Source organism: Bowmanella yangjiangensis (genome assembly GCF_018531185.1).
GTDB lineage: Bacteria > Pseudomonadota > Gammaproteobacteria > Enterobacterales > Alteromonadaceae > Bowmanella > Bowmanella yangjiangensis.
This window is the reverse complement of record NZ_JAHDJU010000003.1, coordinates 252745-278896: the sequence shown is the minus strand read 5'-3', so window position 1 is coordinate 278896 and position 26152 is coordinate 252745. Positions and strand designations below refer to the sequence as shown.

Annotated in this window: 22 protein-coding genes; 15 read left to right on the top strand and 7 right to left on the bottom strand. The window is 51.2% G+C overall.

Annotated elements, in window-relative coordinates:
- Nucleotides 1-3 precede the first annotated feature (3 nt).
- Genes trpD through KJY73_RS16850 form a run of 3 tightly spaced genes read right to left on the bottom strand, consistent with a single transcriptional unit; the run spans nt 4 to nt 3199 of the window.
- A complete protein-coding gene (gene trpD, locus KJY73_RS16860; RefSeq protein WP_214344887.1) occupies nt 4-1011 on the bottom strand; it encodes an anthranilate phosphoribosyltransferase in 1008 nt (335 codons plus the stop codon).
- Between the two features lie 5 nt (nt 1012-1016).
- Nucleotides 1017-1613 (bottom strand): aminodeoxychorismate/anthranilate synthase component II, encoded by a 597-nt coding sequence (locus KJY73_RS16855; protein ID WP_214344886.1) that lies wholly within the window; start codon nt 1611-1613, stop codon nt 1017-1019.
- On the bottom strand, nt 1610-3199 hold the full coding sequence (locus KJY73_RS16850) for an anthranilate synthase component 1 (RefSeq protein WP_214344885.1): 1590 nt from the start codon (nt 3197-3199) through the stop codon (nt 1610-1612). Before KJY73_RS16850 ends, KJY73_RS16855 begins: the two co-directional genes overlap by 4 nt.
- A 247-nt stretch (nt 3200-3446) precedes the next feature.
- Here KJY73_RS16850 and KJY73_RS16845 point away from each other — a divergent pair, with 247 nt between their 5' ends.
- The 7 genes from KJY73_RS16845 (at nt 3447) to KJY73_RS16815 (ending at nt 8659) form a co-directional block, all read left to right on the top strand.
- Nucleotides 3447-4298, top strand: coding sequence for a PHP domain-containing protein (locus tag KJY73_RS16845; RefSeq protein WP_214344884.1), 852 nt, complete (start codon nt 3447-3449; stop codon nt 4296-4298).
- Nucleotides 4299-4377: 79 nt separating this feature from the next.
- Nucleotides 4378-4998 carry an L-threonylcarbamoyladenylate synthase gene (locus KJY73_RS16840; protein WP_206595306.1) on the top strand — a complete coding sequence of 207 codons (621 nt, stop codon included), beginning with the start codon at nt 4378-4380 and terminating at the stop codon, nt 4996-4998.
- The gene (locus KJY73_RS16835; protein WP_214344883.1) at nt 4991-5854 is read left to right on the top strand and encodes a segregation and condensation protein A; all 864 of its coding nucleotides are present in this window, start codon (nt 4991-4993) and stop codon (nt 5852-5854) included. Before KJY73_RS16840 ends, KJY73_RS16835 begins: the two co-directional genes overlap by 8 nt.
- On the top strand, nt 5838-6428 hold the full coding sequence (gene scpB / locus KJY73_RS16830) for an SMC-Scp complex subunit ScpB (protein ID WP_206595304.1): 591 nt from the start codon (nt 5838-5840) through the stop codon (nt 6426-6428). Before KJY73_RS16835 ends, scpB begins: the two co-directional genes overlap by 17 nt.
- A gap of 86 nt (nt 6429-6514) precedes the next feature.
- Nucleotides 6515-7363 carry a 23S rRNA pseudouridine(2605) synthase RluB gene (gene rluB / locus KJY73_RS16825; RefSeq protein ID WP_206595303.1) on the top strand — a complete coding sequence of 283 codons (849 nt, stop codon included), beginning with the start codon at nt 6515-6517 and terminating at the stop codon, nt 7361-7363.
- A gap of 73 nt (nt 7364-7436) precedes the next feature.
- A complete protein-coding gene (locus tag KJY73_RS16820) occupies nt 7437-8366 on the top strand; it encodes a DMT family transporter (RefSeq protein WP_206595302.1) in 930 nt (309 codons plus the stop codon).
- Nucleotides 8366-8659: a DUF6122 family protein gene (locus tag KJY73_RS16815; protein WP_214344882.1), complete on the top strand. Its 294-nt coding sequence runs from the start codon at nt 8366-8368 to the stop codon at nt 8657-8659. The genes KJY73_RS16820 and KJY73_RS16815 overlap by 1 nt, the downstream gene beginning before the upstream one ends.
- A gap of 86 nt (nt 8660-8745) precedes the next feature.
- Here the strand turns inward: KJY73_RS16815 and pyk are convergent, their stop codons facing one another.
- Together pyk and KJY73_RS16805 are read right to left on the bottom strand one after the other, a co-directional pair.
- Nucleotides 8746-10182, bottom strand: a complete 1437-nt coding sequence (gene pyk, locus KJY73_RS16810) for a pyruvate kinase (RefSeq protein WP_214344881.1) — start codon at nt 10180-10182, stop codon at nt 8746-8748.
- Between the two features lie 216 nt (nt 10183-10398).
- Nucleotides 10399-11250 carry a MurR/RpiR family transcriptional regulator gene (locus tag KJY73_RS16805; RefSeq protein WP_206595299.1) on the bottom strand — a complete coding sequence of 284 codons (852 nt, stop codon included), beginning with the start codon at nt 11248-11250 and terminating at the stop codon, nt 10399-10401.
- A gap of 249 nt (nt 11251-11499) precedes the next feature.
- Between KJY73_RS16805 and zwf the strand changes: the two genes are divergently transcribed.
- Genes zwf through KJY73_RS16780 form a run of 5 tightly spaced genes read left to right on the top strand, consistent with a single transcriptional unit; the run spans nt 11500 to nt 17133 of the window.
- On the top strand, nt 11500-12993 hold the full coding sequence (gene zwf, locus KJY73_RS16800; protein WP_214344880.1) for a glucose-6-phosphate dehydrogenase: 1494 nt from the start codon (nt 11500-11502) through the stop codon (nt 12991-12993).
- A complete protein-coding gene (gene pgl, locus KJY73_RS16795; RefSeq protein WP_214344879.1) occupies nt 12990-13676 on the top strand; it encodes a 6-phosphogluconolactonase in 687 nt (228 codons plus the stop codon). Before zwf ends, pgl begins: the two co-directional genes overlap by 4 nt.
- 9 nt (nt 13677-13685) lie before the next feature.
- Nucleotides 13686-15515: a phosphogluconate dehydratase gene (gene edd / locus KJY73_RS16790; protein WP_214344878.1), complete on the top strand. Its 1830-nt coding sequence runs from the start codon at nt 13686-13688 to the stop codon at nt 15513-15515.
- Nucleotides 15512-16465: a glucokinase gene (locus tag KJY73_RS16785; protein ID WP_206595295.1), complete on the top strand. Its 954-nt coding sequence runs from the start codon at nt 15512-15514 to the stop codon at nt 16463-16465. The genes edd and KJY73_RS16785 overlap by 4 nt, the downstream gene beginning before the upstream one ends.
- A 5-nt stretch (nt 16466-16470) precedes the next feature.
- Nucleotides 16471-17133: a bifunctional 4-hydroxy-2-oxoglutarate aldolase/2-dehydro-3-deoxy-phosphogluconate aldolase gene (locus tag KJY73_RS16780; protein ID WP_206595294.1), complete on the top strand. Its 663-nt coding sequence runs from the start codon at nt 16471-16473 to the stop codon at nt 17131-17133.
- Nucleotides 17134-17177: 44 nt separating this feature from the next.
- On the opposite strand, the gene KJY73_RS16775 is transcribed toward KJY73_RS16780, so the two are convergent.
- The gene (locus KJY73_RS16775) at nt 17178-18014 is read right to left on the bottom strand and encodes a D-hexose-6-phosphate mutarotase (protein ID WP_214344877.1); all 837 of its coding nucleotides are present in this window, start codon (nt 18012-18014) and stop codon (nt 17178-17180) included.
- A 277-nt stretch (nt 18015-18291) separates the two neighbouring features.
- Nucleotides 18292-19299 (bottom strand): type I glyceraldehyde-3-phosphate dehydrogenase, encoded by a 1008-nt coding sequence (gene gap, locus KJY73_RS16770; protein WP_206595292.1) that lies wholly within the window; start codon nt 19297-19299, stop codon nt 18292-18294.
- A 355-nt stretch (nt 19300-19654) separates the two neighbouring features.
- Here gap and malQ point away from each other — a divergent pair, with 355 nt between their 5' ends.
- The 3 genes from malQ to glgX are packed head-to-tail and all read left to right on the top strand — an operon-like array spanning nt 19655 to nt 26121.
- Nucleotides 19655-21865, top strand: a complete 2211-nt coding sequence (gene malQ / locus KJY73_RS16765) for a 4-alpha-glucanotransferase (protein WP_214344876.1) — start codon at nt 19655-19657, stop codon at nt 21863-21865.
- A 13-nt stretch (nt 21866-21878) separates the two neighbouring features.
- On the top strand, nt 21879-24068 hold the full coding sequence (gene glgB / locus KJY73_RS16760) for a 1,4-alpha-glucan branching protein GlgB (protein WP_214344875.1): 2190 nt from the start codon (nt 21879-21881) through the stop codon (nt 24066-24068).
- Nucleotides 24052-26121, top strand: coding sequence for a glycogen debranching protein GlgX (glgX, locus tag KJY73_RS16755; RefSeq protein ID WP_214344874.1), 2070 nt, complete (start codon nt 24052-24054; stop codon nt 26119-26121). Before glgB ends, glgX begins: the two co-directional genes overlap by 17 nt.
- Nucleotides 26122-26152: the final 31 nt, after the last annotated feature.

Genomic DNA, 26152 nt, shown 5'->3' with positions numbered 1-26152 from the left:
AATTTACTCCTGACTGATGGCAGCGCTTAGTTGAATTAATTCCAGAGCCTTTTGGCCTTGCATGATGTCCATCGCCATTTCCGCACCTTGGGCGAAATTGTCGGTTTTACCCATTAGAGTTAACAATGCGCCGGTGTTAATAGCCACCGCCTGGCAATGGGCGGCTTGGCCTTTACCGCTTAGCAGCGCTTCAATCATGCGTTTATTGTCTTGTGGCTCAGCGCCGGTAATGGCGCTAATGGGCTGCTGTGGCAGGCCGAAATCCCTTGGGGTTAGGGTGAATTCGCGAATTTCGCCATCTTCCAGGCTCGCCACCTGGCTTGGGCCATGCAGCGCAAATTCGTCCAAACCGCTGCCATGGACCACTATGGCCTTTTGATAACCCAGCAGTTTTAAGGTTTCGGCAAAGGGCCTGACCAGTTCGGGTAAATAAACGCCGATCAGCATATGGCTTGGTTTGGCCGGATTAACCAAGGGGCCCAGCAGATTAAATAAGGTGCGGGTTTTTAATGCGGTTCTGACCGGCATGGCATGGCGAATCCCGGCATGGTAATTGGGGGCAAACAAAAAACACAGACCGGATTCATCCAGACAGCGCCTGGCGGTGTCGGCGCTCATGGTCAGGTTCAGGCCAAACTCGCGGAATAAATCCGCCGAGCCTGACTTACTGGACACGCTACGGTTACCATGTTTGGCCACTTTAATGCCGCATGCGGCACCCACAATAGCACTGGATGAGGAAATATTCAGAGTGTTGAAGCCATCCCCACCAGTGCCGACAATATCGGCAAACTCGTAATCAGGGCGCGGGAAGGGGGCCGCATGGCTGACCAATGCTGAGGCGGCACCGGCAATCTCAGCCGGGGTTTCACCACGCACTTTCAGAGCCGTCAGTACCGAGGACAGTACAATGGGGTCCATGTTGCCTTCAATTACCTCACTGAACAGTCTGAAGCTTTCCTCCTGAGTCAGGGGCTGCAAGGCGTAGAGCTTTTCTAACTGGTCTTGCATCTTGTTTATCCTTGTTGGTTACACAGATAGTCAATGCTTTGGGTAAGCAACTGACTACCTTGTGAGGTCAGAATGGACTCTGGGTGGAATTGGAAGCCCAGCATATTGTCTCGTGCCTGGTAGACCGCCATGGGCACCTGCTGATAATTGGCCAGTACCTCTAGCCCTTCGGCCAGTTTGGTGGCCATCAGCGAGTGATATCGAGCCACGGGCAGCGGATGCGGCAGGGTCTTAAACATTTTGTCCTGGCAGTGGTTGATCGCGGAGGATTTACCATGCATTACTTCGCCGGCACGACCCACTTCACCACCATAGTGTTCAACAATGGCCTGGTGGCCAAGACAAATGCCCAGCACCGGGAATTTCCCTTGCACTAGCTTTAAAAGCGCCGGCATACAACCTGCTTCGCTGGGGGTACCTGGGCCAGGGGAGAGCATTAACAAGGCATTGCCCTGGCAGGCCTGCATCTGCTTGAAAATAAATTCGGCATCCAGATTGTTGCGATACACGGTCAGGTCAAAGCCCAGACAGCGCATTTCATCCACCAAGTTGTAGGTGAAAGAGTCAAAGTTATCGAGCAAAAAAACGTGGGGCTTGTTCATGCCAATTTCTCCTGATGCGCGTCCACTATGGCACGCAGCACCGCCTGGGCTTTACTGCGGGTTTCATTGGCTTCACTGACCGGATCCGAGTCATACACCACACCGGCGCCAGCCTGCACATAGGCGGTACCTTGCTTCACAAAAGCAGAGCGAATAACAATGCAGGTGTCCATATCGCCCTGACTGTTCAGATAGCCTACAGCGCCGCCATAGCTGCCTCGGCGCTGTTTTTCTACTTCACGAATCAGTCTGGCGGCGGATACTTTGGGGGCACCGACCAGCGTGCCCATATTCATGCAGGCTTGATAGGCGTGTAGTGCGTCGAGATCCGGGCGAAGCTGACCCACTACACGGGAAACCAGATGCATCACTTGCGAATAGCGGTCGACCTTGAGTAAGTCCTTCACATAACGACTGCCGGGTACGGACACTCTGGCAATATCGTTACGGGCCAAATCCACTAACATCAGGTGCTCGGCTTTTTCCTTTTCGTCTTCGCGCAGATTCAGCTCGATGCGGCTATCCAGATCCATATTGATACTGCCATTGGGATTAAAGCCCCGTGGTCGGGTACCGGCAATGGGATAAACCTCTACCTGATTGCTCTGGCTGCAGTATTTGAGGGCCGACTCAGGTGAGGCACCGAAAATACAAAAAGCCTCATCTTGCAGGAAGAACATATAAGGGCTGGGGTTTTGTTGTTTGAGTTTAGCGTAGGCAAGGTGCGGATCGGGGCAGGGCAGGCTGAACGTTCTGGACGGCACAACCTGAAAAATATCACCGGCCAGAATATGCTCCTTCAGTGCGCGTACATCCTGCTGATAGGTCTCATCGCTTTTATCCACGCTAAGCTGCTCGCGGCTGACCCGGGGCACAGCCTGCTGATGATAGCTGCCGCCTTGTATTAGTTGCTGGTTAAGCTGCTCTAAGCGCTGGCTGACAGCAAAGTAATTTTGCGCCACATTACTGCCTGAAAACACGCTGCCGATAATATCGGTAGTCTGGGTTTGATGGTCTATCAGAATCAGCGTTTCGGCCAGGTAGAACACAAAGTCCGGGCAGGTGTTGGCGCCATTGGGCACATCTGGCAGGGCTTCAAAACCTGCCAGTAAATCGTAGGCAAAGGCGCCGCCCAGAAATACCGCATGGGGATGCTGACGCAGTGGCTGCACCTGATTGACCAGGGTACGCAGGCTATCAAATACCGATTTAGCTTTAAGGCGGTTGTCTTCATCCAGTTGGCTGTCAGCCGCAGCGAAAGTCAGTGTCAGTGCGTCATCGCTGGTTTGTTGAACCTGGCTGGCATGACTTTGACTGACCAACAGCGGCAACAGGGCTTTACCGTTATCGGTCAGCGCCTGCACGGTAACAGTGTGGCCGTTACAGGTGAGTTTAAGAGCTGCATCGACCAGTAGCAGGCTTTTGAGGTCGTCTTTGCTGTCGATTTCTGCCGATTCCAACAACAGGCTGTTCGCCTTGTTATGGCACAGCTGTTGATAGAGATTTAAAGGGTTCGCCTGATACTGGCTTGAGACAATCAGGGTCTCGACCTTCCCTGGATGCTCACTTAATTGCGCTAAACTCATGTTCCCGTTCCGATAGTATAAAAACAAAAAAGGCCCGCAGATGCGGGCCTTCAGAATGCTTTTCCAAGCACAAACGCACACAGCCCGCTAGTTCGGGTTGTGCCACCACCAAATTGTGTTGATTGCGTTGATGTTCATGGATTCTTTGCCTGAATGAGGTACGCTGTTCGTACCAAATTGTTATAATCTTGATGCTTTATAGAAGAAAACAAAATAGATGTCCTGTCAATAGCCAATGTGGGAAAAGATGAAAATAGATTTGCACAGCCACACTCATCATTCTGATGGGGCCTTATCTCCCCGTGAATTGGTGGACAGAGCGCATAACATGCAGCTCGATGCGCTGGCCATAACCGACCATGATACGGTTGCCGCCATTGAAGAGGCTAAAGTTTACCAGCAAACGCAAAAAAGGCCGTTGTGGCTGATCCCTGGGGTAGAGATATCTACCCGTTGGCATGGCTTTGATATTCATGTGCTGGGACTGAATCTTAATCACCAGGATCCCAAACTGCTGGAGCGATTAGCAGGCCAGAGCGAAGCGCGTGAAAAGCGTGCCCAGGAAATGGCAGAAAAGCTCGCTAAGGCCGGTGTTGAGGGCATCTATGCGGATGCCAAAGCCCTGGCTGGCGTAGGGCAATTAACCCGTTCCCACTTTGCCAGGGCGCTGGTTAAACGGGGCGCGGTAAAAGACCATGAGGATGCGTTTAGAAAGTATCTGGGTAAAGACAAGCGCGCCTTTGTTAAACCACAGTGGCCGGAAATTCCCGACGCTATTCAGTGGATCCAGGAGGCCGGGGGCAAAGCCGTGCTGGCCCATCCGGCCAGGTACGATTTATCTGCCAAATGGTTGCGCCGTTTGCTGGTGTTTTTTGCCGAATCGGGTGGCCATGGTATGGAAGTCACCCACCCGCAATTAGCGCCGGATATGAAGCGCCAGCTCGCCAGCTATGCCAAGGAATATGGACTGCAAGCCTCTGTAGGTTCTGATTTCCATTTTCCCGGCCGCTGGACGGAGCTTGGTCGCAACTTGCAGATGGATCCCGAGTTAGTGCCGGTTTGGCAAAGCTGGTCGGCACCGGCAAGCGCCACAGAGTAAGCGGGTAAAGCGCAAAAAGCGCTTGCCATGCCAATCACTTATGCCACCATTAGGGTATCTGTGTTTACTGAGCCAGTGAATGAGTCAGTTTTTTTATGTCCATCCGGACAACCCTCAACAACGCTTGATGAAGCAAGCTGTGGATATGATAAAAAATGGTGCCGTGGTGGTGTATCCCACCGATTCTGGCTATGCCATAGGTTGTCATCTCGACGACAAGCAAGCTCTTGAGCGTATTATTCGTATTCGCGAGCTGGGTAAAGATCATAACTTTACGTTGATGTGTCGCGATATGTCGGAATTGTCGGTGTACGCCAGAGTAGATAATCAGGCCTTCAGACAGATTAAAAACAACACCCCTGGAGCTTATACCTTTATTTTGAAGGCCACCAAGGATGTACCGAAACGCCTGCATCACCCTAAGCGCAAAACCATTGGTATTCGTGTGCCGGATAATCGTATTGCCTTGGCGCTGCTCGAAGAACTGGGCGAGCCGTTAATGTCTACCTCGCTGATTTTACCTGGTAACCATGTGGCCGAGTCGGACCCAGAAGTTATCCGCGATATGCTGGAAAAGCAGGTAGATCTCATCATAAATGGTGGCCATCTTGGCGAACATCCCACCACCGTGCTGGATCTTTCCGAAGGTGAATGTGTGGTGATCCGTGAAGGTGAGGGAGACGTTTCCGCCTTTGTCTGAGCCCCTGGACCCGCCCAATGACAATCTGACCCGAGGGCCGGTGCAGCAGCCGCTGCCACTGGCCTTTGTGCATGGCGAAGCCTTCCTGGAAAGGCCTGAAGACCTGTATATTCCCCCTGATGCCCTGGAAGTGATTCTGGAAAGCTTCGAAGGGCCTCTGGATTTATTGCTGTATCTGATTCGCAAGCAAAAATTCGATATTGCCAGCTTGCCGGTCCTACAAATTACCCGTCAGTACATGGAATATGTTGAGGTCATGAAAGATCTTAAACTGGAGCTGGCCGGTGAGTATCTGCTAATGGCGGCCATTCTTGCTGAGATTAAGTCCAGGGTCCTGCTGCCCAGACGAGCTGATGCGCCGGAGGACGAGGAAGACCCAAGGGCTGAGCTGATTCGTCGCTTGCGTGAATACGAAGCCATTAAACAGGCCGCTCAAGAGCTGGATACCTTGCCGCGTCAGGAGCGAGACTTTTTCCTGGCGGGCGCCCAAACCAGTGATAATTGTCAGCCCATCCGCATTTTACCTACTGTTACCTTGCAGGAGCTGGTATTGAGTTTTCAGGATGTACTGACGCGTGCTGCTGCCTTTGAGCATCACCATATTAAACGCGAAGCACTCTCTACCAGAGCGCGTATGAGTGCCATCTTGGAAAGACTGGATGGCGAAGAGCAGTTTGTCGCCTTTGTAGCGTTGTTTACCCTGGAAGAGGGGCGGGCCGGTGTGGTGGTGACCTTTCTGGCCGTACTGGAGTTGGTGAAAGAGTCGCTGATTGAGCTGGTACAAGCTGCTCCTTATGCCCAGATCCATGTAAAAGCCCGCCAACAACGAGAGGATGCCTATGGCACGGATATCTAATGAGCAGCTAAAACAACTGGTGGAAGCGGCTATTTTTGTGGCCGATGCCCCCATTAGTGCCGAGAGATTGCAAGAAACCGTGCTGCTGGATTTAAACGTCGGTCAGAAACGTCTGAAAAGCATTCTGGATGAGCTGCAACTGGATTATCGCCCCCGCGGCGTGCAGTTGGTAAAAGTGGCCAGTGGTTATCGTTTTCAGTCCATGGACAGTCTGGCTCCCTGGCTGTCCAAACTTTGGCAGGAGCAAGCGCCTCGTTATTCCCGTGCCTTGCTGGAAACCCTGGCATTGATTGCCTATCGCCAGCCCATCACCCGTGGCGAGATTGAAGATGTACGCGGGGTATCGGTCAGCTCACATATTATTAAGACCCTCAGTGAACGAGGCTGGATTAAGGTTGTCGGGCACAAAGAAGTGCCGGGCCGCCCCGCCTTATATGCGACAACCAAAGCTTTTCTGGATTATTTTTCCCTCGGCCATCTGGACGAATTACCCTCAGAACTGGACTTTGCGGCACTTGCTGATCCTACTGCTGTGCATAGCGAGCAAAAGCTGGATAACGAAGAGCTACACTAAGGCTGGTGCATAACCAGCTTGGCGAGTAGAATAGCGGCCTTTTTAACGCTAATGTTCATTGGGAATATGGCGAACGCGAGGCGCACGTGAGCGAAAAACTGCAGAAGGTACTGGCCAATGCCGGTGTCGGATCCCGTCGGGAGATGGAAAAGTGGATTACCGGAGGCCGGGTGTCTGTTAATGGACAACTTGCCACGCTGGGTCAACGGGTTGAAGCCGAAGACAAAATTCGGGTTGATGGCAAGCTGTTGGATATCCAAACCGAGAAGCCCATTTGCCGGGTGTTGATGTACAACAAGCCGGAAGGGGAACTCTGCAGTCGTAGCGACCCGCAAGGGCGTTCCACCGTTTTTGACCGTCTTCCTCGCATTAAACAAGGCCGCTGGATTGCCGTTGGTCGTCTGGATATCAACACCAGCGGATTGTTGCTGTTTACCAACGATGGTGAACTGGCTAACCGCCTGATGCACCCCAGTCATGAAGTGGAACGCGAGTACGCAGTGCGCGTATTTGGCGAAGTGACAGATGACATGATTCGTCGACTGAAAACCGGCGTTAAGCTGGAAGACGGGGATGCCAAATTTACCACTATTCGTCGCCATCCAGGTGATGATGAAAGCATGAACCAGTGGTTTAATGTCACCTTAAGCGAAGGTCGTAACCGCGAAGTTCGCCGTATGTGGGAATCCCAGGACGTTAAAGTTAGTCGTCTGATCCGCGTACGTTACGGTGATATGGAATTAGAAAAGCGCCTGCCACAAGGTGCCTGGGTTGAGTTACAGCTTAAGGACGTTAACGCCTTGCGTAAACTCGCTAAGCTGCCTCCGGAAAAAGAAACCTTGCTGGCCGCCGAGGATAAAAAGCGCCTGGATCACGTGCGCATATCCCGTATGCGTCGTGCCGTACGTAAGCACCAGATAAACAAAAAACAGTAAGCCATTGGCCGCTTTCGCGGCGCTTTAGTGACGGGCACCCCTGTCCGTCGCACACACCCTTGTTGGAGCGGTTATGCAAACAGTTGTCGTTAGGCATTGGTATGGGTTTGGCTTGGCACTGCTTACGGCGGTGCTGTGGGGCATGTTGCCAGTTGCGCTTAAGCTTTGTCTGGAAGTGATGGATGCCATCAGCATCACTTGGTACCGCTTCACTGCGGCGGCGCTGGTGGTGGGTTTGATGCTATACAAAGCCAAAGCTTTTCCTCCCATGCGCGCTATCAGTCGCAGCAATAACTTTTTGATCGCTGCCGCTGCCATAGGCCTGATTGCCAACTATGTACTTTACCTGCAAGGGCTGGAATACCTGAATCCGGAAACGGCTCAGGTGGTGATCCAACTGGCACCATTTCTGTTAATGGTAGGTGGGATCATCATCTACAAAGAGCATTTCAACCGCCTGGAAACCGTGGGCGCTTTGATTCTGGTGTCCGGGCTGATGTTGTTTTTTAATGACCGTTTACCTGTATTGTTCAATTCATTGGGCGAATACACTCAGGGTGTACTGTTGATTGTGGTGGCGTCTATCACCTGGGCCTGGTACGCCTTGTCGCAAAAGGTATTACTCAAAGCTGTCACCGCCAAACAACTGACCCTGATTCTATACTGTGCCGGTGGGCTAGCGTTGTTGCCGTTTTCTGATCTGGCCTCGGTAACTCAGCTTAATACCTTGCAGGTGTTTGCGCTGTTGTTCTGCTGCGCCAATACCGTAGTGGCTTACGGTGCGTTTACCGAAGCGCTGAATGTCTGGCATGCTTCTAAGGTCAGCGCCGTGATTGCACTGGCGCCACTGTTTACCTTTGCCAGCATGGAAATGGCCGTGTGGATTTGGCCAGACCATTTTGTCGCCAGTGAACTGGATAAATGGGCCTATATTGGCGCCGGTATGGTGATGCTTGGCTCCATGTTGGCGGCTGCGGGTAAGGCCAAGGTGAAAAAAGACTGATGCTGCATATTCTGCTGCATGGCCTGATCCCGCTGTTGATTGCTCTAAGCCTTGCCGGTAAACAGTGGCGAAGAGCCTTTGTTATTATGATGCTGACTATGCTGGTGGACCTTGACCATTTACTGGCGACTCCCATTTATGACCCTGAGCGTTGCAGTATTGGCTTTCACCCTTTGCATCAATGGCCGTGGTTTATCTTGTATGGGGTGTTGGCTTTGTTACCCAAGACGCGCTGGATTGGCGTGGGACTGGTGATCCATATGTTGTTGGATTGGCAGGATTGCTATTTTTAAGGCAAGGGCAGGGGAGATATGACAGGCAGCCTATTGGGGGAGATATGACAGGCAGCCTATTGGGCCACCTGCCATTGATAATATGCTTAGGGCACAACCACAATTTTGCAGCCGTTAGTCGCCCCTTCGGTTTCCATTTCATCGCCGTAGGTCATGATGAATTGATCGCCAGACTCAACCAGATTCAATTCTTGCAAACAGGCAATCACGTCATTTTTCAGTTGGCCAGGTACGCTACCAGTGGAGTCAAAGTACACCGGCTTGACGCCGCGGTACAAGGCCATCACATTCAAAGACTGTTGATGACGGGATAACCCATAAATTGGCAGGCTGCTGGTAATACGAGACATCAAACGCGCGGTACCGCCACTTTCCGTCAGGGCGACAATGGCCTTGATGCTGGATAAGTGGTTAGCCGCATACACAGCTGACAGGGCGGTGGTTTCGCTGATTGAGCTGAAATGCTCGTCGATACGGTGCTTGGATATTTTCACGCTGGGGTGAGTTTCTGCCCCTTCACACACGCGCGCCATGGCCTTCACCGTTTCCACCGGGAATTGACCGGCGGCAGTTTCTGCCGACAGCATTACCGCATCGGTACCATCCAGCACAGCGTTCGCCACGTCCATCACTTCGGCACGAGTTGGTAGCGGGCTGGAAATCATCGACTCCATCATCTGGGTGGCAGTGATCACCACTTTATTTAACTGGCGGCTGCGAGAGATCAACTTCTTCTGTACGCCGACCAATTCGGCGTCACCGATTTCCACACCCAGATCGCCACGGGCTACCATCACCGCGTCACTGGCTAAAATGATGTCATCGATAGCTTCATCGCTGGCAACAGTTTCAGCACGCTCTACCTTGGCGCAAATTTTGGCCTGGCAACCTGCCGCTTCGGCCAGTTGACGGGCATAGCGCAGATCATCGCCATTTCTGGGGAAAGACACCGCCAGGTAATCCACGCCCATCAACGCCGCGGTTTTAATATCTTCTTTATCTTTATCTGTCAGGGCTTCGGCTGACAACCCGCCACCTTGGCGGTTAATGCCTTTGTTGTTGGACAACTTGCCACCAACGGTTACTTTGGTGTGTACCTTGTTACCCACCACTTCCGTCACCTGCAATTGGATACGTCCGTCATCTAACAGCAGAATATCGCCAGGATTAACGTCTTGAGGCAGGGCTTTGTAATCGATACCCACTTGCTGCTGATCGCCTTCATCACGGCCAAGATCGGCATCCAGAATAAAATCTGCACCTACCGCGAGATCAACCGGGCCATTAGCAAATTTGGCTACACGGATTTTGGGACCTTGTAAGTCGCCTAAAATGGCAATGTACTTACCCAATCGCTTTGCAGCTGCGCGAACCCGCTTAGCGCGATTAATGTGATCTTCGGCGGTGCCATGGGAAAAGTTCATACGCACTACGTTAGTGCCCGCGGCAATAACGGCTTCAATTCTTTCATCTGTGTCGGTGGCGGGGCCCAGTGTCGCAACGATCTTGGTTCTTCTTAACATGTTTTGATTCGCTCGCTTTGTGACAGGTCGGGCAAATGGCCCAACCCGGTTGAATCTCTGAAGGACAGTGTACAGCACTTATTGCTGTAATTTTATTACAGAATTCTAGCGAAAAACATGTTGCCTGTGAAACTTTTTAACAGAATATCTGGTAGGAACAGCTACAGGCTCGCCAGAATTGGCCAGGCGTTGGCGGTTAACCAACGCCTTTACCCGTTAACCCTGTTTTTTGTCGTATCGGGACTCGCGCAGGGTGTCTTTCACTCGTTTTAGGTTCTCACGGAATTTGGTACCGCGACGCAAGGTAAAGCCAGTTGCTAGTACATCAATCAGGGTCAACTGGGCGATACGTGATGCCATTGGCATGTACATATCAGTGTCTTCTGGCACATCCAATGAAATAACCAGGCTACACTCTTTCGCCAGAGGACTGTCTTTGGAGGTAATACCTATTACCGTGGCATCATTACCACGGGCAATCTGGGCGATTTCAACCAGGCTTTTGGTGCGGCCGGTGTGGGAAATCAGCACCACCACATCTTCTTCTGAGCTGTTCATACAGCTCATGCGCTGCATCAGAATGTCATCGAAATACACCACAGGTACATTGAAACGGAAAAACTTATTCAGGGCGTCATGGGCTACCGAGGCGGAAGCACCGAGGCCGAAGAATGAAATCTTCTGCGCCTGGGTAAGCAAGTCCACCACGCGGTTGATGATATTGACGTCCAGAGATTGGCGCGCAACTTCCAGCGCAGCCATAGTAGATTCGAATATCTTCTTGGTATACTCGTCCGGCCCGTCGGATTCCTCAACGTGACGGTTCACATAAGGTGTACCATTGGCCAGACTTTGTGCCAGGTGCAGTTTAAAGTCGGGGAATCCCTTGGTGTCCAGGCGGCGACAAAACCGGTTAACGGTGGGCTCGCTGACATTAGACATCTTGGCCAGCGTGGCAATGCTGGAGTGTATGGCCGTCTGTGGGTTGGCCATAATAACTTCCGCGACTTTACGTTCAGACTTGCTGAACAAAGCTTGGCTTTGGCTGATTTTTTCAAGAATGTTCATAGGCGCTGCAGAATCTACTTATAATTGTAAGAGTCTATTTTTGTAAGTTTTTGACAGATTTGCTAGCTTTTTCGCCCACTTTCGTGGGAATGCTTGGCAGGCCTGCGTAAAAACTTACAAGTCAAGTTGTAATTTTACTACATTTGATGTTTACTAACGGGAAGTTTACCAAGTCAACCGATGGTTATTTAGTAAATTTACCGCGTTTTGGTAATTTTTTTGATTTTATTTTAATCGGGTTGAAACCACATGGTGTTGGAAAATACTGTTGAACCTTGCGACTTTGTGATCTTTGGTACCAAAGGGGACCTGGCACGTCGCAAACTCTTACCATCTTTATACCAGCTTGAAAAAGCGAATCTGGTACACAGTGATACCAAGATTATCGGCGTAGCGCGTCACGAGCATAGTGACGAGGAATACGTAGCCATGGTCCGGGAAAATATTGAGAAATTCAGCGGTGAAACACTGTGTGAGGATACCTGGAGCCGTTTCTCTGCCAAGCTGGACTATGTTTGTCTGGATATGCAGGATGCGAAAAGCTACGACTCGTTCAAAAGCCATGTCAACGCTGCCCGCACTATGGTCTGTTATTTGGCTACTCCGCCTTCTATTTATGGCGATATCTGTAAAGGCTTGAATGAAGCCGGCATTATTGACCCAAGTATGCGTGTGGTGCTGGAAAAGCCCATAGGTCATGACCTGGCGACGTCCAAAGTCATCAACAACCAAGTTGCTGAGTACTTTAATGAGAATCAGATTTACCGCATCGACCATTATCTGGGTAAAGAAACGGTACTGAACCTTATTGCCCTGCGTTTCGCCAACAGTATTTTTGCTACCAATTGGGACCACAACTGTATCGATCATGTACAGATCAGTGTGGCTGAGTCCGTAGGTATCGAAGGGCGCTGGGGCTACTTTGACGAAGCAGGACAAATGCGTGACATGGTGCAAAACCACCTGTTGCAGATTCTGACCCTGATTGCCATGGAGCCGCCAACGACATTGGATGCTGACAGCATTCGTGACGAAAAGCTCAAAGTACTTAAAGCGCTGCGCCCCATCAACAGCGGCAATATCAGCGAGAAGACAGTTCGTGGTCAGTACACCGGTGGTTTTGTTAAAGGTAAAGAAGTCCCGGGTTACCTGGACGAGCCAGATGCCAACCAGAAAAGTGAAACCGAGACCTTTGTTGCACTGAAAGTGGAAGTGGATAACTGGCGCTGGGCGGGTGTGCCTTTCTATTTGCGCACAGGCAAGCGTATGCCGACTAAGGTCAGCGAAATTGCTATCTACTTTAAGCCGCAGCCGCATAACTTGTTCAAAGACAGTTTTGCCAAACTGCCACCGAATAAGCTGACCATCCGTTTGCAGCCTGATGAAGGGGTGGAAATCACCGTGATGAACAAGGTGCCAGGCTTGACCGGCTCCAGTTCCATGAACCTGCAAAAATCCAAGTTGAACCTGAGTTTCTCGGAAACCTTCGGTGATGAGCGTATTGCCGATGCTTACGAAAAGCTGTTGCTTGAAGTGATGATAGGTAACCAAGCGCTGTTTGTGCGTCGTGATGAAATCGAACAAGCCTGGACCTGGGTTGACAGCATTATTGGTGCCTGGGAAAGCAGCAACGAGCCACCTGAGCCTTATCAGGCCGGTACCTGGGGACCTGTTGCGTCTATCGCTTTGATGGCTCGCGATGGTCGCGCTTGGTATGAAAGCAAGCTAGGAAGTAAGAGATGATAGAGTCTAACTTCCCGTCGGTAGACGCGTTAAATAGCGGCTTCGCTGCAAAAATTGCCGACTTGCTGCGTGAAGGCATTGCCGCGCGCGGCAAGGCCAGCTTGATTGTGTCTGGTGGCCGTACCCCACAGGGGATGTTTGCCCAGCTGTCTGAACAAGACCTGGATTGGTCCAAGGTGGTGATCAGCCTCGCCGATGAGCGCTGGGTGGATGCCTCGGACGACGCCAGCAATGAGAAGATGGTGCGTGGTCATTTACTCAAAAATAAAGCCGCAGCGGCGCGCTTTGTTGGTTTGAAAAACGCTGCCGACAGTGCCGAGCAAGGCGTGGCAGGCTGCGTAAGCGAAATTAAACAGATTCCAGTGCCTTTTGATGTCGTGATCTTGGGCATGGGCGAGGACGGGCATACCGCATCCTTGTTCCCATGTTCAGCGCAAATTGCGCAGGGGCTGGATCTCAACTATCCACAGCCATACTTGGCCGTACAGCCAACCACAGCGCCTCATTGGCGTATGTCGTTGTCTCTGGCCGCGCTGCTGGATAGCCGAAAGATATTTTTACACCTGACCGGTGAAGGCAAAAAGGTCGTGCTTAATCAGGCACTGGCCGGTACAGATGAATTTGAGATGCCCATACGCGCGGTACTGCAACGTGCCGATGTGGAATTGGTGTGGGCACCCTAGGAGAGAACTATGCATCCCACCATCCAGGAAGTTACCGAACGCATTATTGAGCGAAGCAAAGCGACGCGCGCTGAGTATCTGGCCAAAATTGAAAAAGCCCGTCGTCAGGGGCCGCATCGCGGCGTGTTGTCTTGTGGCAACCTGGCGCACGGTTTTGCCGCCTGTAACAGCGACGACAAAGCCAGCTTGCGCAGTATGACTAAAGCTAACGTGGCCATTATATCTTCTTACAATGACATGTTATCCGCGCACCAACCTTACGAAAACTATCCGCGGTTAATTAAGGAAGCGATTCTTGAGGTGGGCAGTGTGGCGCAGTTTGCCGGTGGCGTACCCGCCATGTGCGACGGCGTGACACAAGGTAACCCTGGTATGGATCTCAGCCTGATGAGCCGCGACGTGATCGCGCAATCTACGGCTGTGGCACTCTCTCACAATATGTTTGATTCAGCACTAATGCTGGGGATCTGCGACAAGATCGTTCCTGGATTACTGATTGGCTCGCTGGCCTTTGGCCACCTGCCGACCGTGTTTGTGCCGGCCGGCCCTATGCCTTCCGGTATTCCGAATAAGGAAAAAGCTCGGGTACGTCAGGCCTATGCTGAAGGCAAGGCAACACGTGAAGAGTTGCTGGAAGCCGAATCTAAGTCTTACCACAGTGCCGGCACTTGTACCTTCTATGGTACCGCCAACAGTAACCAGTTGGTGGTCGAAGTGATGGGCTTGCATTTGCCGGGTTCATCCTTTGTGAATCCAGGTACGCCGCTACGTGATGCCTTGACCCGTGCTGCGGCAGTACAGGCAACTCGTCTGACTGACCTGGGTGATAACTACATGCCTATTGGCCATATTGTCGATGCTAAGAGTATCGTCAATGGCCTGGTGGCACTGCTGGCAACCGGTGGTTCAACTAACCACACTATGCATTTGGTAGCAGTGGCACGTGCAGCGGGCTACCTGATTAACTGGGATGACTTCTCTGATATTTCCAATGCGGTACCTCTGCTGACCCGTATTTACCCCAACGGCTCGGCCGACATAAACCACTTTGTGGCGGCTGGCGGTATGGCACTGCTGTTCCGTGAGCTGCTGGATGCCGGGTTGTTGCATAACGATGTTAACACTATCTGCGGCAAAGGCCTGGAGCAGTACACCAAAGAGCCGGTGCTGGAAAACGGTGAACTGGTATGGAAAGACGGCCCGAAAACCTCCCTGGATACCTCGGTATTCTCATCGGTGAGTGCGCCGTTTAAACCTGACGGTGGTCTGGCGGTACTGAACGGGAATCTGGGCCGCGGTGTGATTAAAACCTCGGCACTGCGCGATGGTAAAACCCATATCAAAGCCCCGGCTGTGGTGTTTGAAGACCAGTTTGACCTGGATCGCGCCTTCAAAGCCGGTGAGTTGGACAGAGACTGTATCGTGGTGGTGCGTTTCCAAGGGCCAAAAGCCATTGGTATGCCGGAATTACACCGCCTGACACCACCTCTTGGTGTGTTGCAAGACCGTGGTTATCAGGTCGCCCTGGTCACCGACGGCCGTATGTCTGGCGCGTCAGGTAAGGTCCCAGCAGCTATCCACATGACCCCGGAAGCCTATGACGGCGGACTGCTGGCCAAGGTCAAGGACGGCGACATCATTGAGCTGAATGCCGAAAATGGTGAACTGACCCTATTGGTAGATGAAGCAGAATTGGCCCGTCGCGAGACGAAGTTGGCGTCCTTGGACAACCACTTACAAGGTATGGGGCGTGAGCTGTTTGCCGGTATGCGCGCCAGCTTAACCGGTGCCGAAGAGGGCGCCTGTTCCTTGTTTGTTAAGCAGGTACAAGCGCTATGACAGCCCAATTTGTGGCAGACGTAGGCGGCACTAATATCCGCCTAGCGCAAGTCGTGGATGGTCAGATTACACAGGTTAAAAAGTACCTGTGTAATGACTATGCCACTATCGCCGATGCCATTCGTGCTTATACACAAAACTTTCCAGCGCTTAAGTTTGCCGCAGGTTGTATTGCCATTGCCTGTCCGGTAGACAAAGACCTGATCAAAATGACCAACCACAACTGGCAGTTTTCCAAGTCGGCCCTGAAAGCCGAGTTGGCCTTGGATTGTCTGGAAGTGATTAATGATTACACCGCCATTGCCATGTCGCTGCCAGTGTTGACCGACGAGCAGAAGGTACAAATCGGTGGCGGCCAGGCGCAGGCTGGACAGAATATTGCGGTGTTCGGCCCTGGTACAGGTTTAGGGGTTGGTCATCTGACTGCTATCGAAAGCGGTTGGCAGTGCCTGGATGGCGAAGGCGGTCATGTGGACTTCGCCCCCATCGACGAGCTGGACCTGGTTATCTGGCGCTTCTTGAATAAAAAACATGGCCATGCATCTGCCGAGGAGATCCTCTCCGGTCGCGGTTTGGTGCAGGTCTATCAGGCCCTGGCTGAACACGCGGGGCAGAACGCTGAGCTTAGCGAGCCTGCTGATATCACGCAAAAAGCCTTAAGTGGTGAATGTCAGTTGTGTCTGGCGACACTGCAGCAGTTTTGTCGGGTGATGGGCAGCTTCGGTGGCAATTTGGCATTGAATCTGGCCACTTTTGGCGGTGTATATATCGCCGGGGGCATAGTGCCGCGCTTTGTTGATTTCTTACGTGACAGTGAATTCCGTCAGCGTTTTGAAGCAAAAGGGCGTTTCAAAGACTATGTGGCAGCCATTCCCACATTTGTAATTACTGAACCGGATCACGGCCTGATTGGCACGGCCGCTTACTTGACCCAGCATTTTAAAGGTTAATCTCGATGACTAAAGATTGGATGATTTCTTCCGAGCAACTGTTCGCTCAAGGACCTGTGGTACCTGTGCTGGTGATCAAAGATGTGGCGCATGCCGTGCCCTTGGCCAAAGCCTTGATTGATGGTGGCATTCGTGTGCTGGAAGTGACACTGCGTACGCCAGCCGCCATTGACGTGATCCGTGAGATTGCTGACAAAGTACCTGAAGCCTTAATTGGGGCCGGCACTGTGACTAATGCTGCGCAGCTTAAGCAAGTGGCCGAAGCCGGGGCAAAGTTTGCTATCAGCCCAGGACTGACAACTGAACTGTTGGAAGCCGGTAATGCCTCTAAAATCGCCTTGATCCCAGGAATTTCTTCAATTTCTGAGCTGATGAAAGGCCGTGATTTGGGCTATACCCATTTTAAATTTTTCCCGGCCGAAGCGTCAGGTGGCATTAAAGCATTAAAATCTATTGGTGGCCCCTTCCCGGATGTGGTGTTCTGCCCAACCGGTGGTATAGGTGCAAATAATTATTTGGATTACTTGGCACTGCCGAATGTGCGTTGCGTAGGTGGTTCCTGGTTGGCCCCTGATGATGTGGTGGCTGAGGGTAACTGGGCCAAGATCACTGAGTTGGCTAGCCAAGCGGTGAAAGGTGCCGCCGCGGTAGACAGTGCGTCAGCTTAAGCAAAAAGACAATAGAACAAAGCCGGCAAAAGCCGGCTTTATTTTTAGCCAATGATTTGTGTCAGGGTGTGGCTGTGACCTGGGGCTAACTCTATGCCTTGTGTAATAGCGGCTTCAATACAGAGCATCTGCTGGTAACCATCTGTCGTCATATCGCCCATTTGCGCGCTTTTATCCTGCCACGGGTTCCAAACCACAATGCTGTCGTGCCCACTAAATCCAATCGCTGTTTGCTGCCCGGCCTCACGGATATGGACGTCAGACACGGCATTTAACTGAATTCTGTCGGTTTCCTGCGTAATAACATAGGGGCTGGGCGTCTCTTCCACTAAAAGATTACCGACCTTATCCATGTAAGCACCGGATAAACCATCAACCACCACCTGATCGATGTGTTTTACGCGAAAATAACTGTGCAGGGCGCCACCAAAGCGCAAAGACTTAGATTGGCGGTTGTGCGTGACGAGATTAACAGTCAGCTGTTCACCAATCAGCAGTTCCAGCATGAGTTCCAACTGCCCGCCGCCTGCCAGATGGCTAAACTCAGGCTGTAGTTGAATGCGGGTAAGATCATTGTCGTCATCTACGCGTAGGACTTGCCACATTTGGTCTCGCACAAAACCATGGGCGGGCAGCGCGGGTTCTGCAGCGGCACCAAACCATGGCCAGCAGACAGGAATACCGCCACGTATAGCCTTGCTGCCATCCATCACGGCCTTAGGGCTCATCCACAATCGTTGGCGATTGTCTCTTTTGGGCATGTAACTGAGTACATGGCCACCAAACAACGACAGCTCCAGACTGGCCTGTGGATTATCCACACTGATAATGGGCATACCCTGATCGGAGATTCGTTGAAAAACATGGGTGGAAAGTTTCACGGCGGCTCCTTCTACCTGGCCAAAAACGCATAAATAAAGCTGACAACTATTCCTTTTTACTTCGATATACCGTCATTCCCTGACATGGTCGATGAAAGCTCCCTGCTACATTAACATACGACCGCCATGGATGGTGGAAGTGCCGAAAATGCAGGAGCAATTTTCTGCCCGTCCATCCCTGGACATCGTCGATGAAAGCTCCCTGCAACATCGACATACCGTCCATCCATGGACATAAAAAAGGCAGCCGGGTGGCTGCCTTGAGGATATCTCAGTGTTACAGGCTAAGCCAGTATTGAGCATTATCCAGCATACGGTTGCTGAAGCCCCATTCGTTGTCATACCAAGACATGACTTTCACCAGCTTACCTTGAACTTTAGTTTGGGTGGCGTCGAACACTGACGAATAAGGAATGTGGTTGAAGTCAACGGAAACCAGTGGCTGTTCGTTTACATTCAGCACTTCACTCATAGGCGCGGTTGCAGCAGCTTTGGCGATGATCTCGTTAACTTCTGCGACGCTGGTTTCACGACCGGCGATAAAATTCAGATCAACCAAAGATACGTTAATAACAGGTACACGTACTGACATGCCATCGAACTTACCTTTCAGCTCTGGTACCACTAAACCTACGGCGGCAGCCGCACCGGTTTTTGATGGGATCATCGACATAGCCGCTGCACGGGCACGGCGCACATCGGTGTGATACACGTCACTCAAACGCTGGTCGTTGGTATAAGCGTGAATGGTGGTCATCAAACCGCTTTCGATACCCAGTGCGTCATACAAAGGCTTGGCAATGGGCGCCAGACAGTTAGTAGTGCAAGATGCGTTAGAGATAACCGTCATATCACCGGTCAACACATCATGGTTTACCCCATAGACCACTGTGGCATCGACATCGGTGCCAGGAGCTGAAATCAGGACTTTACGCGCACCAGCTTTAATATGTGCTTCGGCGTCGGCTTTCTTGGTGAACAAACCTGTACATTCGAACACCACATCAATACCCAGCTCGCCCCAAGGCAGGTCTGCCGGGTTACGCTCTGAATAGATGTTAATTTTGTCATCATTGACATAGATGGCTTCGTCGTCATGACGAACAGAAGCAGCAAAGCGACCATGTGCGGTGTCATATTTAACCAGATGCGCATTGATAGAGGCATCACCCAGGTCGTTGATGGCAACGATTTTCAGGTCGTAGTGTTTTTCTGATTCGTACAGAGCTCGCAGTACGTTGCGACCTATACGTCCGAATCCGTTAATGGCAACTTTGATGGTCATGACATTCCTCGGCTTTTTTGCACTTGTTGAAATTTAATTACAGAAATTATGGATCAAACTGAACGACAAGGCAAAGCTTCATCCTTGTATTGTTGTTAAATTACAAAAAAATATTAATGCAATCGTATTCCCATAGACTAGCCTGTAATTCTTAACTAGCTTGTAGTCTGGTATCCGTTCATGCTCTGGCTAGCGGCCAGGCATAACGTAACGGAGTTGCCTGGCAACGCCACAGCCACTTTTCGCACGAGACGGGTTTTGCATCCAAGTCAGCAGACCTTTCACTCAGCAAAACAGTCTGTTAGCGTAAACATCAACCGGATGATTGCATCCTTAGTATGGCGATTCGAAACCCATGAACCAATCTGTTATCGATAGACTGTTAGAAATCAGAGGTATTGAGTCCGATTATATCGATGCCTGGGGTAACCCGGCACATATCGACGCTGCCAGCAAAATTAAGCTTTTGGCCGCCATGGGCTACCCGGTCGATGACGACAGTGCGCTTGTCGACAAGCTGGAGCAGGAACGTCAGCAGGTCTGGTGGCGAGCACTGGATCCTGTGCAGGTTAACCGGGTGGACGAACCTTTGCTATTTACCTTACGTTTGCCTATCGAACTGGTTAACGACAGGTACCTGTTACGTCTGAACTGTGAGAGTGGCAATGTTATTGATCAGCCCGTGGTACCCAGTGACGGTGAGCTGATCAATGTCGGTGAGGTACAGGACGATGAGTTTCAGGAATATTTGCTGTGCTTTAACAGCCCATTGCCGCCGGGGTACCACCAACTTTCGTTATTGGCCGAGGACGAGCAAACTCTGGCCATGATGCGCTGGATTGTTGCGCCAGCGGCTTGCTACACGCCACCCGCTATTGCCGATGGGGGCAAAGTGTGGGGGCTAAGCGTACAGCTATATTGTCTGCGCAGTGAAAATAACTGGGGAGTCGGGGATTTTAGTGATCTATGCCAATTGCTCGAAAAAGCCGCAGGGCAGGGCGCGCATTTCATCGGACTCAATCCTATCCATGCCTTGTATCCTGCTAACCCCGACGCGTGCAGTCCGTACAGCCCGTCATCGCGCCGCTGGCTGAATATTATTTATCTGGACGTGACGGCTATTGAAGGCTTTCATGAGCCTGGCATTCAATCCATCTGTCAGCAAAAGCTGTTTCAACAACAGCTATCGCAGGCGAGAGCCAGTGAATATGTCGATTATCAATTGGTTACCGAGTTAAAACTGGCCGTTCTAGAACCTTTGTTCGCACAGTTTCAGGCCAGTGATTTGGCTTCTAATTCAGCCCTGGCAAAGGGGTTTTATCGCTTTATCGAAGAAGGTGGTGAAAGCCTTAAGATGCTTGCCACATACGAAGCTCTGCAAGCGCATTTTAAAGCGCAAGGGCTGCCGTATTGGGGATGGCCGGTATTTCCAACTGCCTATTCGGAATTTCACAAACCCAAAGTTCAGGCATTTGCCAAGCAGCATGCTGAGCAAGTGTTGTTCTATCAATTTTTACAATGGCAGGCTGCGCGCCAATTAGAAAAAGCCCATCAGGTGGCGGAAAAACATGCAATGTGCATCGGACTGTACCGGGATCTGGCGGTAGGTGTCAGTGAAGGCAGTGCTGAGATTTGGGGCAACCAATCCCTGTATGCCACCAACGCCAGTATTGGTGCACCGCCGGATGTCCTTGGGCCGCTTGGGCAAAATTGGGGATTGCCGCCGATGGATCCTCAGCAGCTCTACCTGCAGGCGTATCAGCCTATTATCGATTTATTTGCCGCCAATATGCGCTCCTGTGGTGCCCTACGTATTGACCATGTGATGGCGTTGCTGCGACTGTGGTGGGTGGCCAGGGGAGACAGTGCCAAACAGGGCGGTTATGTGTATTACCCGGTGGATGATCTTTTGGGTATTCTGGCACTGGAAAGTCAGCGTAATAAGGTCATGGTAATCGGCGAGGATTTAGGCACGGTGCCCGATGCAATCCGCAGTAAATTAGCGGATAACGGTATTTATTCGTATCGGGTGTTTTTCTTTGAACAAGCTCAGGATGGCGGCTTTTACTCACCGGCCCATTATCCGGTTCAATCAATGTCTACTCTGACCACCCACGATATGCCGACGCTAACCGGCTATTGGCATTGCCTTGACCTGGAACTCGGGCAAAAATTAGGTTTGTACCCCTCTGAAGCGCTATTACAAGGGCTATTCCACGCCAGGCACGACAACAAACAGCGTATTCTCGACTCATTACATGGCCACGGCAGCATCGCTTCTTCAATTAGTGGGCAGGTCGATGAGGTGGGGATGAGTAATGCCCTGAATCAGGGCATGCAGCTGCATATGGCCAAAGGCAGCAGTGCACTGCTTAGTCTGCAACTGGAAGATTGGCTGGAGATGGATGCACCGGTGAATGTGCCAGGCACCAGTGACGAATATCCCAACTGGCGGCGTAAGCTCAGCACGACGCTGGAAGCCTTGTTTGCCGATCCTGCGCTCAAATCCCTGAGCCAAAAATTGACCGAAGCAAGGCAACAGGCCGGGCAACATTCGTCTCGTTAATAAGGAACTATGGATGCAGTCAGTGGAGTTACAACAGCGTCTTTGTGCTGAACCTTTTAGCCTGTTAGGCGTGCACAAGGCTGGGCCATTTACCCGCATAAGGACTTGGTTACCTGGGGCGCTGGAAGTCAATGTGGTGACCCTTGATACCAATGAGATTCTGGGCAGAATGCGCCGTGAAGGCAATTCAGCCTTATTTGAACTAGAGCTTGCTGCCGACTGGCCGGCCTGTTTGTATAAGCTGGATATCCTGACCAGCAATGGCCGCTATGAGCGAATTGACCCTTACCAGTTTCAGCAACAGGCCTACCATGCGGTGCATTTTGTTGATCAGGACCCGCAAAATCTTTATCAACAGTTGGGGGCACAGTTAATCAGCCTGGATGAGGGGCTGCCCGCGCCGGTTAGCGGCACGCGCTTTGCCGTGTATGCGCCGAATGCTCGGGCGGTATCTGTTATAGGTGACTTTAACTGGTGGGATGAATCGGCCCACCCCATGCAGAAAACCAGCTTAGGTTATTGGGTGCTGTTTGTGCCTGGCCTTACAGCCGGACAGCGCTATAAATATGCGCTTAAAGACAGCCATGGCAATGCGTTACCGCATAAAGCCGACCCTATCGGCTTTCAGGCTGAGCAGTATCCTTCCCATGCTTCAGTTATCTATAACCATCAACAATATCAGTGGCAGGACAGCGCCTGGCGGCAACGTGACGGGGAGAATCCCTATCAGCGGCCGATGAGCATTTATGAGGTTCATTTAGGCTCCTGGCGACGCAAGTTCACTGAGCAGGGTAGTGAGTATTTGTCTTATCGGGAACTGGTAAAGACGTTGTTGCCTTATGTGAAGGATATGGGATACACACATCTGGAGATATTGCCGGTGTCGGAGTACCCCTTTGACGGCTCCTGGGGCTATCAACCCGTGGGACTGTTCGCGCCCACCAGTCGCTTTGGCGATCCGGATGACTTTAAGTACTTTGTCGACCAATGCCATCAGTCAGGGCTCGGTGTGATCATTGACTGGGTACCGGCGCATTTCCCGGAAGATGGACACGGCCTGGCACGCTTTGACGGTACGCATGTGTATGAATACGCCGACCCACGCAAAGGTTGGCATCCGGATTGGAATTCCTGCATTTATGATTTTGGTAAGGACGAAGTGCGCCAGTTCCTGGTAGCCAGTGCTTTGTATTGGTTGGATAAATTTCATATTGACGGTTTGCGAGTGGATGCGGTGGCGTCAATGCTTTACTTGGATTACTCCCGCAATGAGGGGGAATGGATCCCCAATGTTGACGGCGGTAATCACAATTACGAGGCCATCAGCCTATTGCGCTGGATGAACCAAGAGGCGTACCGGCGTTTTCCTAATATTATGACCATTGCTGAGGAGTCCACCTCTTTTGCCAAGGTATCACGTCCTGTATACGAGGATGGACTGGGCTTTGGTTTTAAATGGAATATGGGCTGGATGCATGATTCCTTGCATTATATTGCCAAAGACCCGGCGTATCGTAGTTACCACCATAATGAACTGACCTTTTCCATGGTGTATGCCTACGATGAAAATTTTATTCTGCCCCTGTCTCACGATGAAGTGGTGCATGGCAAAGGCTCACTGCTAAGAAAAATGCCTGGCGATGAATGGCAGCAGGCCGCTAATCTGCGCTGTTATGCAGCCTTTATGTTCGGTCATCCGGGTAAAAAGCTGAACTTTATGGGGAATGAATTTGGCCAGAGTGCGGAGTGGAATCATGATGCCAGCCTGCAATGGCATTTGCTTGAATACGACAAACATAAGGGTATTCAGGCACTGTACCGCAGTTTGAACCATATCTATTGTCGTTACCCGGCGCTTTATGAATGTGACCATCAGAGCCATGGTTTCGAGTGGATAGATCATCATAATGCTGAGCAAAGCATTCTGGCCTTTGTGCGTAAATCTGTTGATGCCAGGCAGAAAGTCTATGTGATTTGTAATTTCACTCCGGTGCCAAGAAGCGAATTTCGTATCGGGGTGTTGGATAAAGGACAATATCAGGTGCTGCTGAACACCGATGAAAGCCAGTACTGGGGCAGTGATTTTACGCAGCAAAAGCAGTATCAGGCAGAGGAGCAAGCGTGGCATGATAAACCTTATTCGCTGGCCCTTGAGTTACCACCATTAGCGACTTTATATCTGATTTATGAGCAAGATAGCTGAGCCTGAATCACAGCTGGTTACTATTGGTTTGCCCAAACCCCTGGGCGCCACCCTGACCGCTAGCGGTTGTAATTTTGCTGTGCATGCACCCAATGCCCAATCGGTGGTGCTTTGTTTGTTTCATGCGGATACCGAGGAGCCGCTGCTGGAAATTCCGCTGCCTACCCGCAGCGGTAAAATTTGGCATGGACATGTTGAAGGGATCCAGCAAGGACAGTTGTATGGCTACCGGGTGCATGGCTCATCGCAAAGTGAAACCGGCCACTGTTTTAATCCGGATAAGCTCCTTATCGATCCTTACGCGAGGAAACTCAACCGACCAGCGGTTTGGAACAGCCGGCAGTATCAAGGCGATAGCCAGTTCATGCTGCCAAAATGTGTGGTTTGTGAGCCTTGCGGGGATTTTCCCACAGAGGAGAAGCCCAATTATTCAGCGGCAGAGACCATACTTTATGAAGCCCATGTTAAAGGGCTGACACAGTTGCACCCCGAGGTACCTAAAGCCAGACAAGGCAAGTTTCTTGGTGTCTGTGAGCCCGTGGTGTTGGAGCACCTCAAAGCGCTGGGTGTCACGGCCGTGCAACTGATGCCGGTAATGGCCTTTATGCCGGAACCTTTCATTACCAACAAAGGCCTGACTAACTATTGGGGCTACAACCCGGTTAACTACTTTTGCCCGGATCCGCGTTATGCCATTGACGATCCCATCAGTGAATTTCGCACTATGGTGCACAGCCTGCACTGCGCCGGCATTGAAGTGATTCTTGATGTGGTGTTTAACCATACGGCAGAAGGTGGCGTGGATGGCCCGATATTGTCTTTCAAAGGCTTCGATAACCAAGCCTTTTACCTGTTTGAGCACAACGAATTTGGTATTCCTGACTATCAGCGCTACCTGAATAACTCTGGGTGCGGAAATTCAGTGAATACCGCCCATCCTTTTGTAATGAAGCTGGTGATGGATGCCCTTCGTTATTGGGTTCAGGTAATGGGCGTGGATGGCTTTCGCTTTGATTTGGCAGCCAGTTTGGGGCGTGATCCCTATGATTTTACCGGCCAGTCTGGATTTTTCCGGGCGCTACGACAAGATCCTGTGCTGGAAAACGTCAAACTCATCGCAGAACCCTGGGATTTGGGCATTGGCGGTTACCGCCTGGGGCAGTTTCCTTCCTATTGGCAGGAATGTAACGATAAATACCGCGACCAGGTCAGGGCATTCTGGCGGGGAGATAAAGGCCAAACCCGCGATTTTGCTACGCGCTTGCTTGGCTCCAGGGATATTTTTCATAAAGATGTGCGAGCCATTACCAGCTCGGTGAATATGATTACCTATCATGACGGCTTTACCTTGCAGGATTTGGTCAGTTACGCCGAGCGGCATAATGAAGCGAATCTGGAACAAAATCGTGACGGTCATGGGCATAATTTGTCAGCCAATTACGGGGTGGAAGGGCTGACCCGTGATAAGCATATTTTGGCCTTGCGAGAACGACAAAAGCGTAATCTGTTTGCTACCTTGCTGCTTTCTCAGGGCGTTCCTCATATCTTGGGCGGTGATGAGCTCAGCCGCACACAGCACGGCAACAACAATGCTTATTGTCAGGACAATGAAATCAGTTGGTTTGACTGGGAGCTGACTCAGAGTAAACAGGATTTCCTGGCTTTTTGTTCAGGGGTAATCCGCCTTCGAAAGCAAAGTGAGTTGCTTAGCTACCTGAATTTGCATGACGACCATTACAGCCTGCAGTTTAACGTGGCGAAAGTGGGCTGGTATCGGCCAGACGGTGAGCGTAAGGTGGAAGACGATTGGCATGATACCAACAATCAAGCTTTTGCTGTCGAACTTAAAGGGGATGGGCCGCAAGCTGAACATTGGCTTATGTTGTTTAACGCCAGTGACCATGATGTGAACTTTACCTTACCAGGTTGTGAGGCCTGTTGGCGTTTGGTATTGGATACCCGCTATGCTCATCCGGGCGAGATGCCGCCGTTTAGCATGCTGGATAGCTTTACGCTGGCGTATAAAAGTCTTTGCTTGCTGAATGCCCAGTGAAAGTTACAAGCTGGCAATGAGTGTGTATAAT

Excerpts from the sequence above, each read along its gene's own strand:
- trpD (WP_214344887.1), bottom strand. The coding sequence starts at position 1,011 with ATGCAAGACCAGTTAGAAAAGCTCTACGCCTTGCAGCCCCTGACTCAG.
- KJY73_RS16855 (WP_214344886.1), bottom strand. The coding sequence starts at position 1,613 with ATGAACAAGCCCCACGTTTTTTTGCTCGATAACTTTGACTCTTTCACC.
- KJY73_RS16850 (WP_214344885.1), bottom strand. The coding sequence starts at position 3,199 with ATGAGTTTAGCGCAATTAAGTGAGCATCCAGGGAAGGTCGAGACCCTG.
- KJY73_RS16845 (WP_214344884.1), top strand. The coding sequence starts at position 3,447 with ATGAAAATAGATTTGCACAGCCACACTCATCATTCTGATGGGGCCTTA.
- KJY73_RS16840 (WP_206595306.1), top strand. The coding sequence starts at position 4,378 with ATGAGTCAGTTTTTTTATGTCCATCCGGACAACCCTCAACAACGCTTG.
- scpB (WP_206595304.1), top strand. The coding sequence starts at position 5,838 with ATGGCACGGATATCTAATGAGCAGCTAAAACAACTGGTGGAAGCGGCT.
- KJY73_RS16820 (WP_206595302.1), top strand. The coding sequence starts at position 7,437 with ATGCAAACAGTTGTCGTTAGGCATTGGTATGGGTTTGGCTTGGCACTG.
- KJY73_RS16815 (WP_214344882.1), top strand. The coding sequence starts at position 8,366 with ATGCTGCATATTCTGCTGCATGGCCTGATCCCGCTGTTGATTGCTCTA.
- pyk (WP_214344881.1), bottom strand. The coding sequence starts at position 10,182 with ATGTTAAGAAGAACCAAGATCGTTGCGACACTGGGCCCCGCCACCGAC.
- KJY73_RS16805 (WP_206595299.1), bottom strand. The coding sequence starts at position 11,250 with ATGAACATTCTTGAAAAAATCAGCCAAAGCCAAGCTTTGTTCAGCAAG.
- zwf (WP_214344880.1), top strand. The coding sequence starts at position 11,500 with ATGGTGTTGGAAAATACTGTTGAACCTTGCGACTTTGTGATCTTTGGT.
- pgl (WP_214344879.1), top strand. The coding sequence starts at position 12,990 with ATGATAGAGTCTAACTTCCCGTCGGTAGACGCGTTAAATAGCGGCTTC.
- edd (WP_214344878.1), top strand. The coding sequence starts at position 13,686 with ATGCATCCCACCATCCAGGAAGTTACCGAACGCATTATTGAGCGAAGC.
- KJY73_RS16785 (WP_206595295.1), top strand. The coding sequence starts at position 15,512 with ATGACAGCCCAATTTGTGGCAGACGTAGGCGGCACTAATATCCGCCTA.
- KJY73_RS16780 (WP_206595294.1), top strand. The coding sequence starts at position 16,471 with ATGACTAAAGATTGGATGATTTCTTCCGAGCAACTGTTCGCTCAAGGA.
- gap (WP_206595292.1), bottom strand. The coding sequence starts at position 19,299 with ATGACCATCAAAGTTGCCATTAACGGATTCGGACGTATAGGTCGCAAC.
- malQ (WP_214344876.1), top strand. The coding sequence starts at position 19,655 with ATGAACCAATCTGTTATCGATAGACTGTTAGAAATCAGAGGTATTGAG.
- glgB (WP_214344875.1), top strand. The coding sequence starts at position 21,879 with ATGCAGTCAGTGGAGTTACAACAGCGTCTTTGTGCTGAACCTTTTAGC.
- glgX (WP_214344874.1), top strand. The coding sequence starts at position 24,052 with ATGAGCAAGATAGCTGAGCCTGAATCACAGCTGGTTACTATTGGTTTG.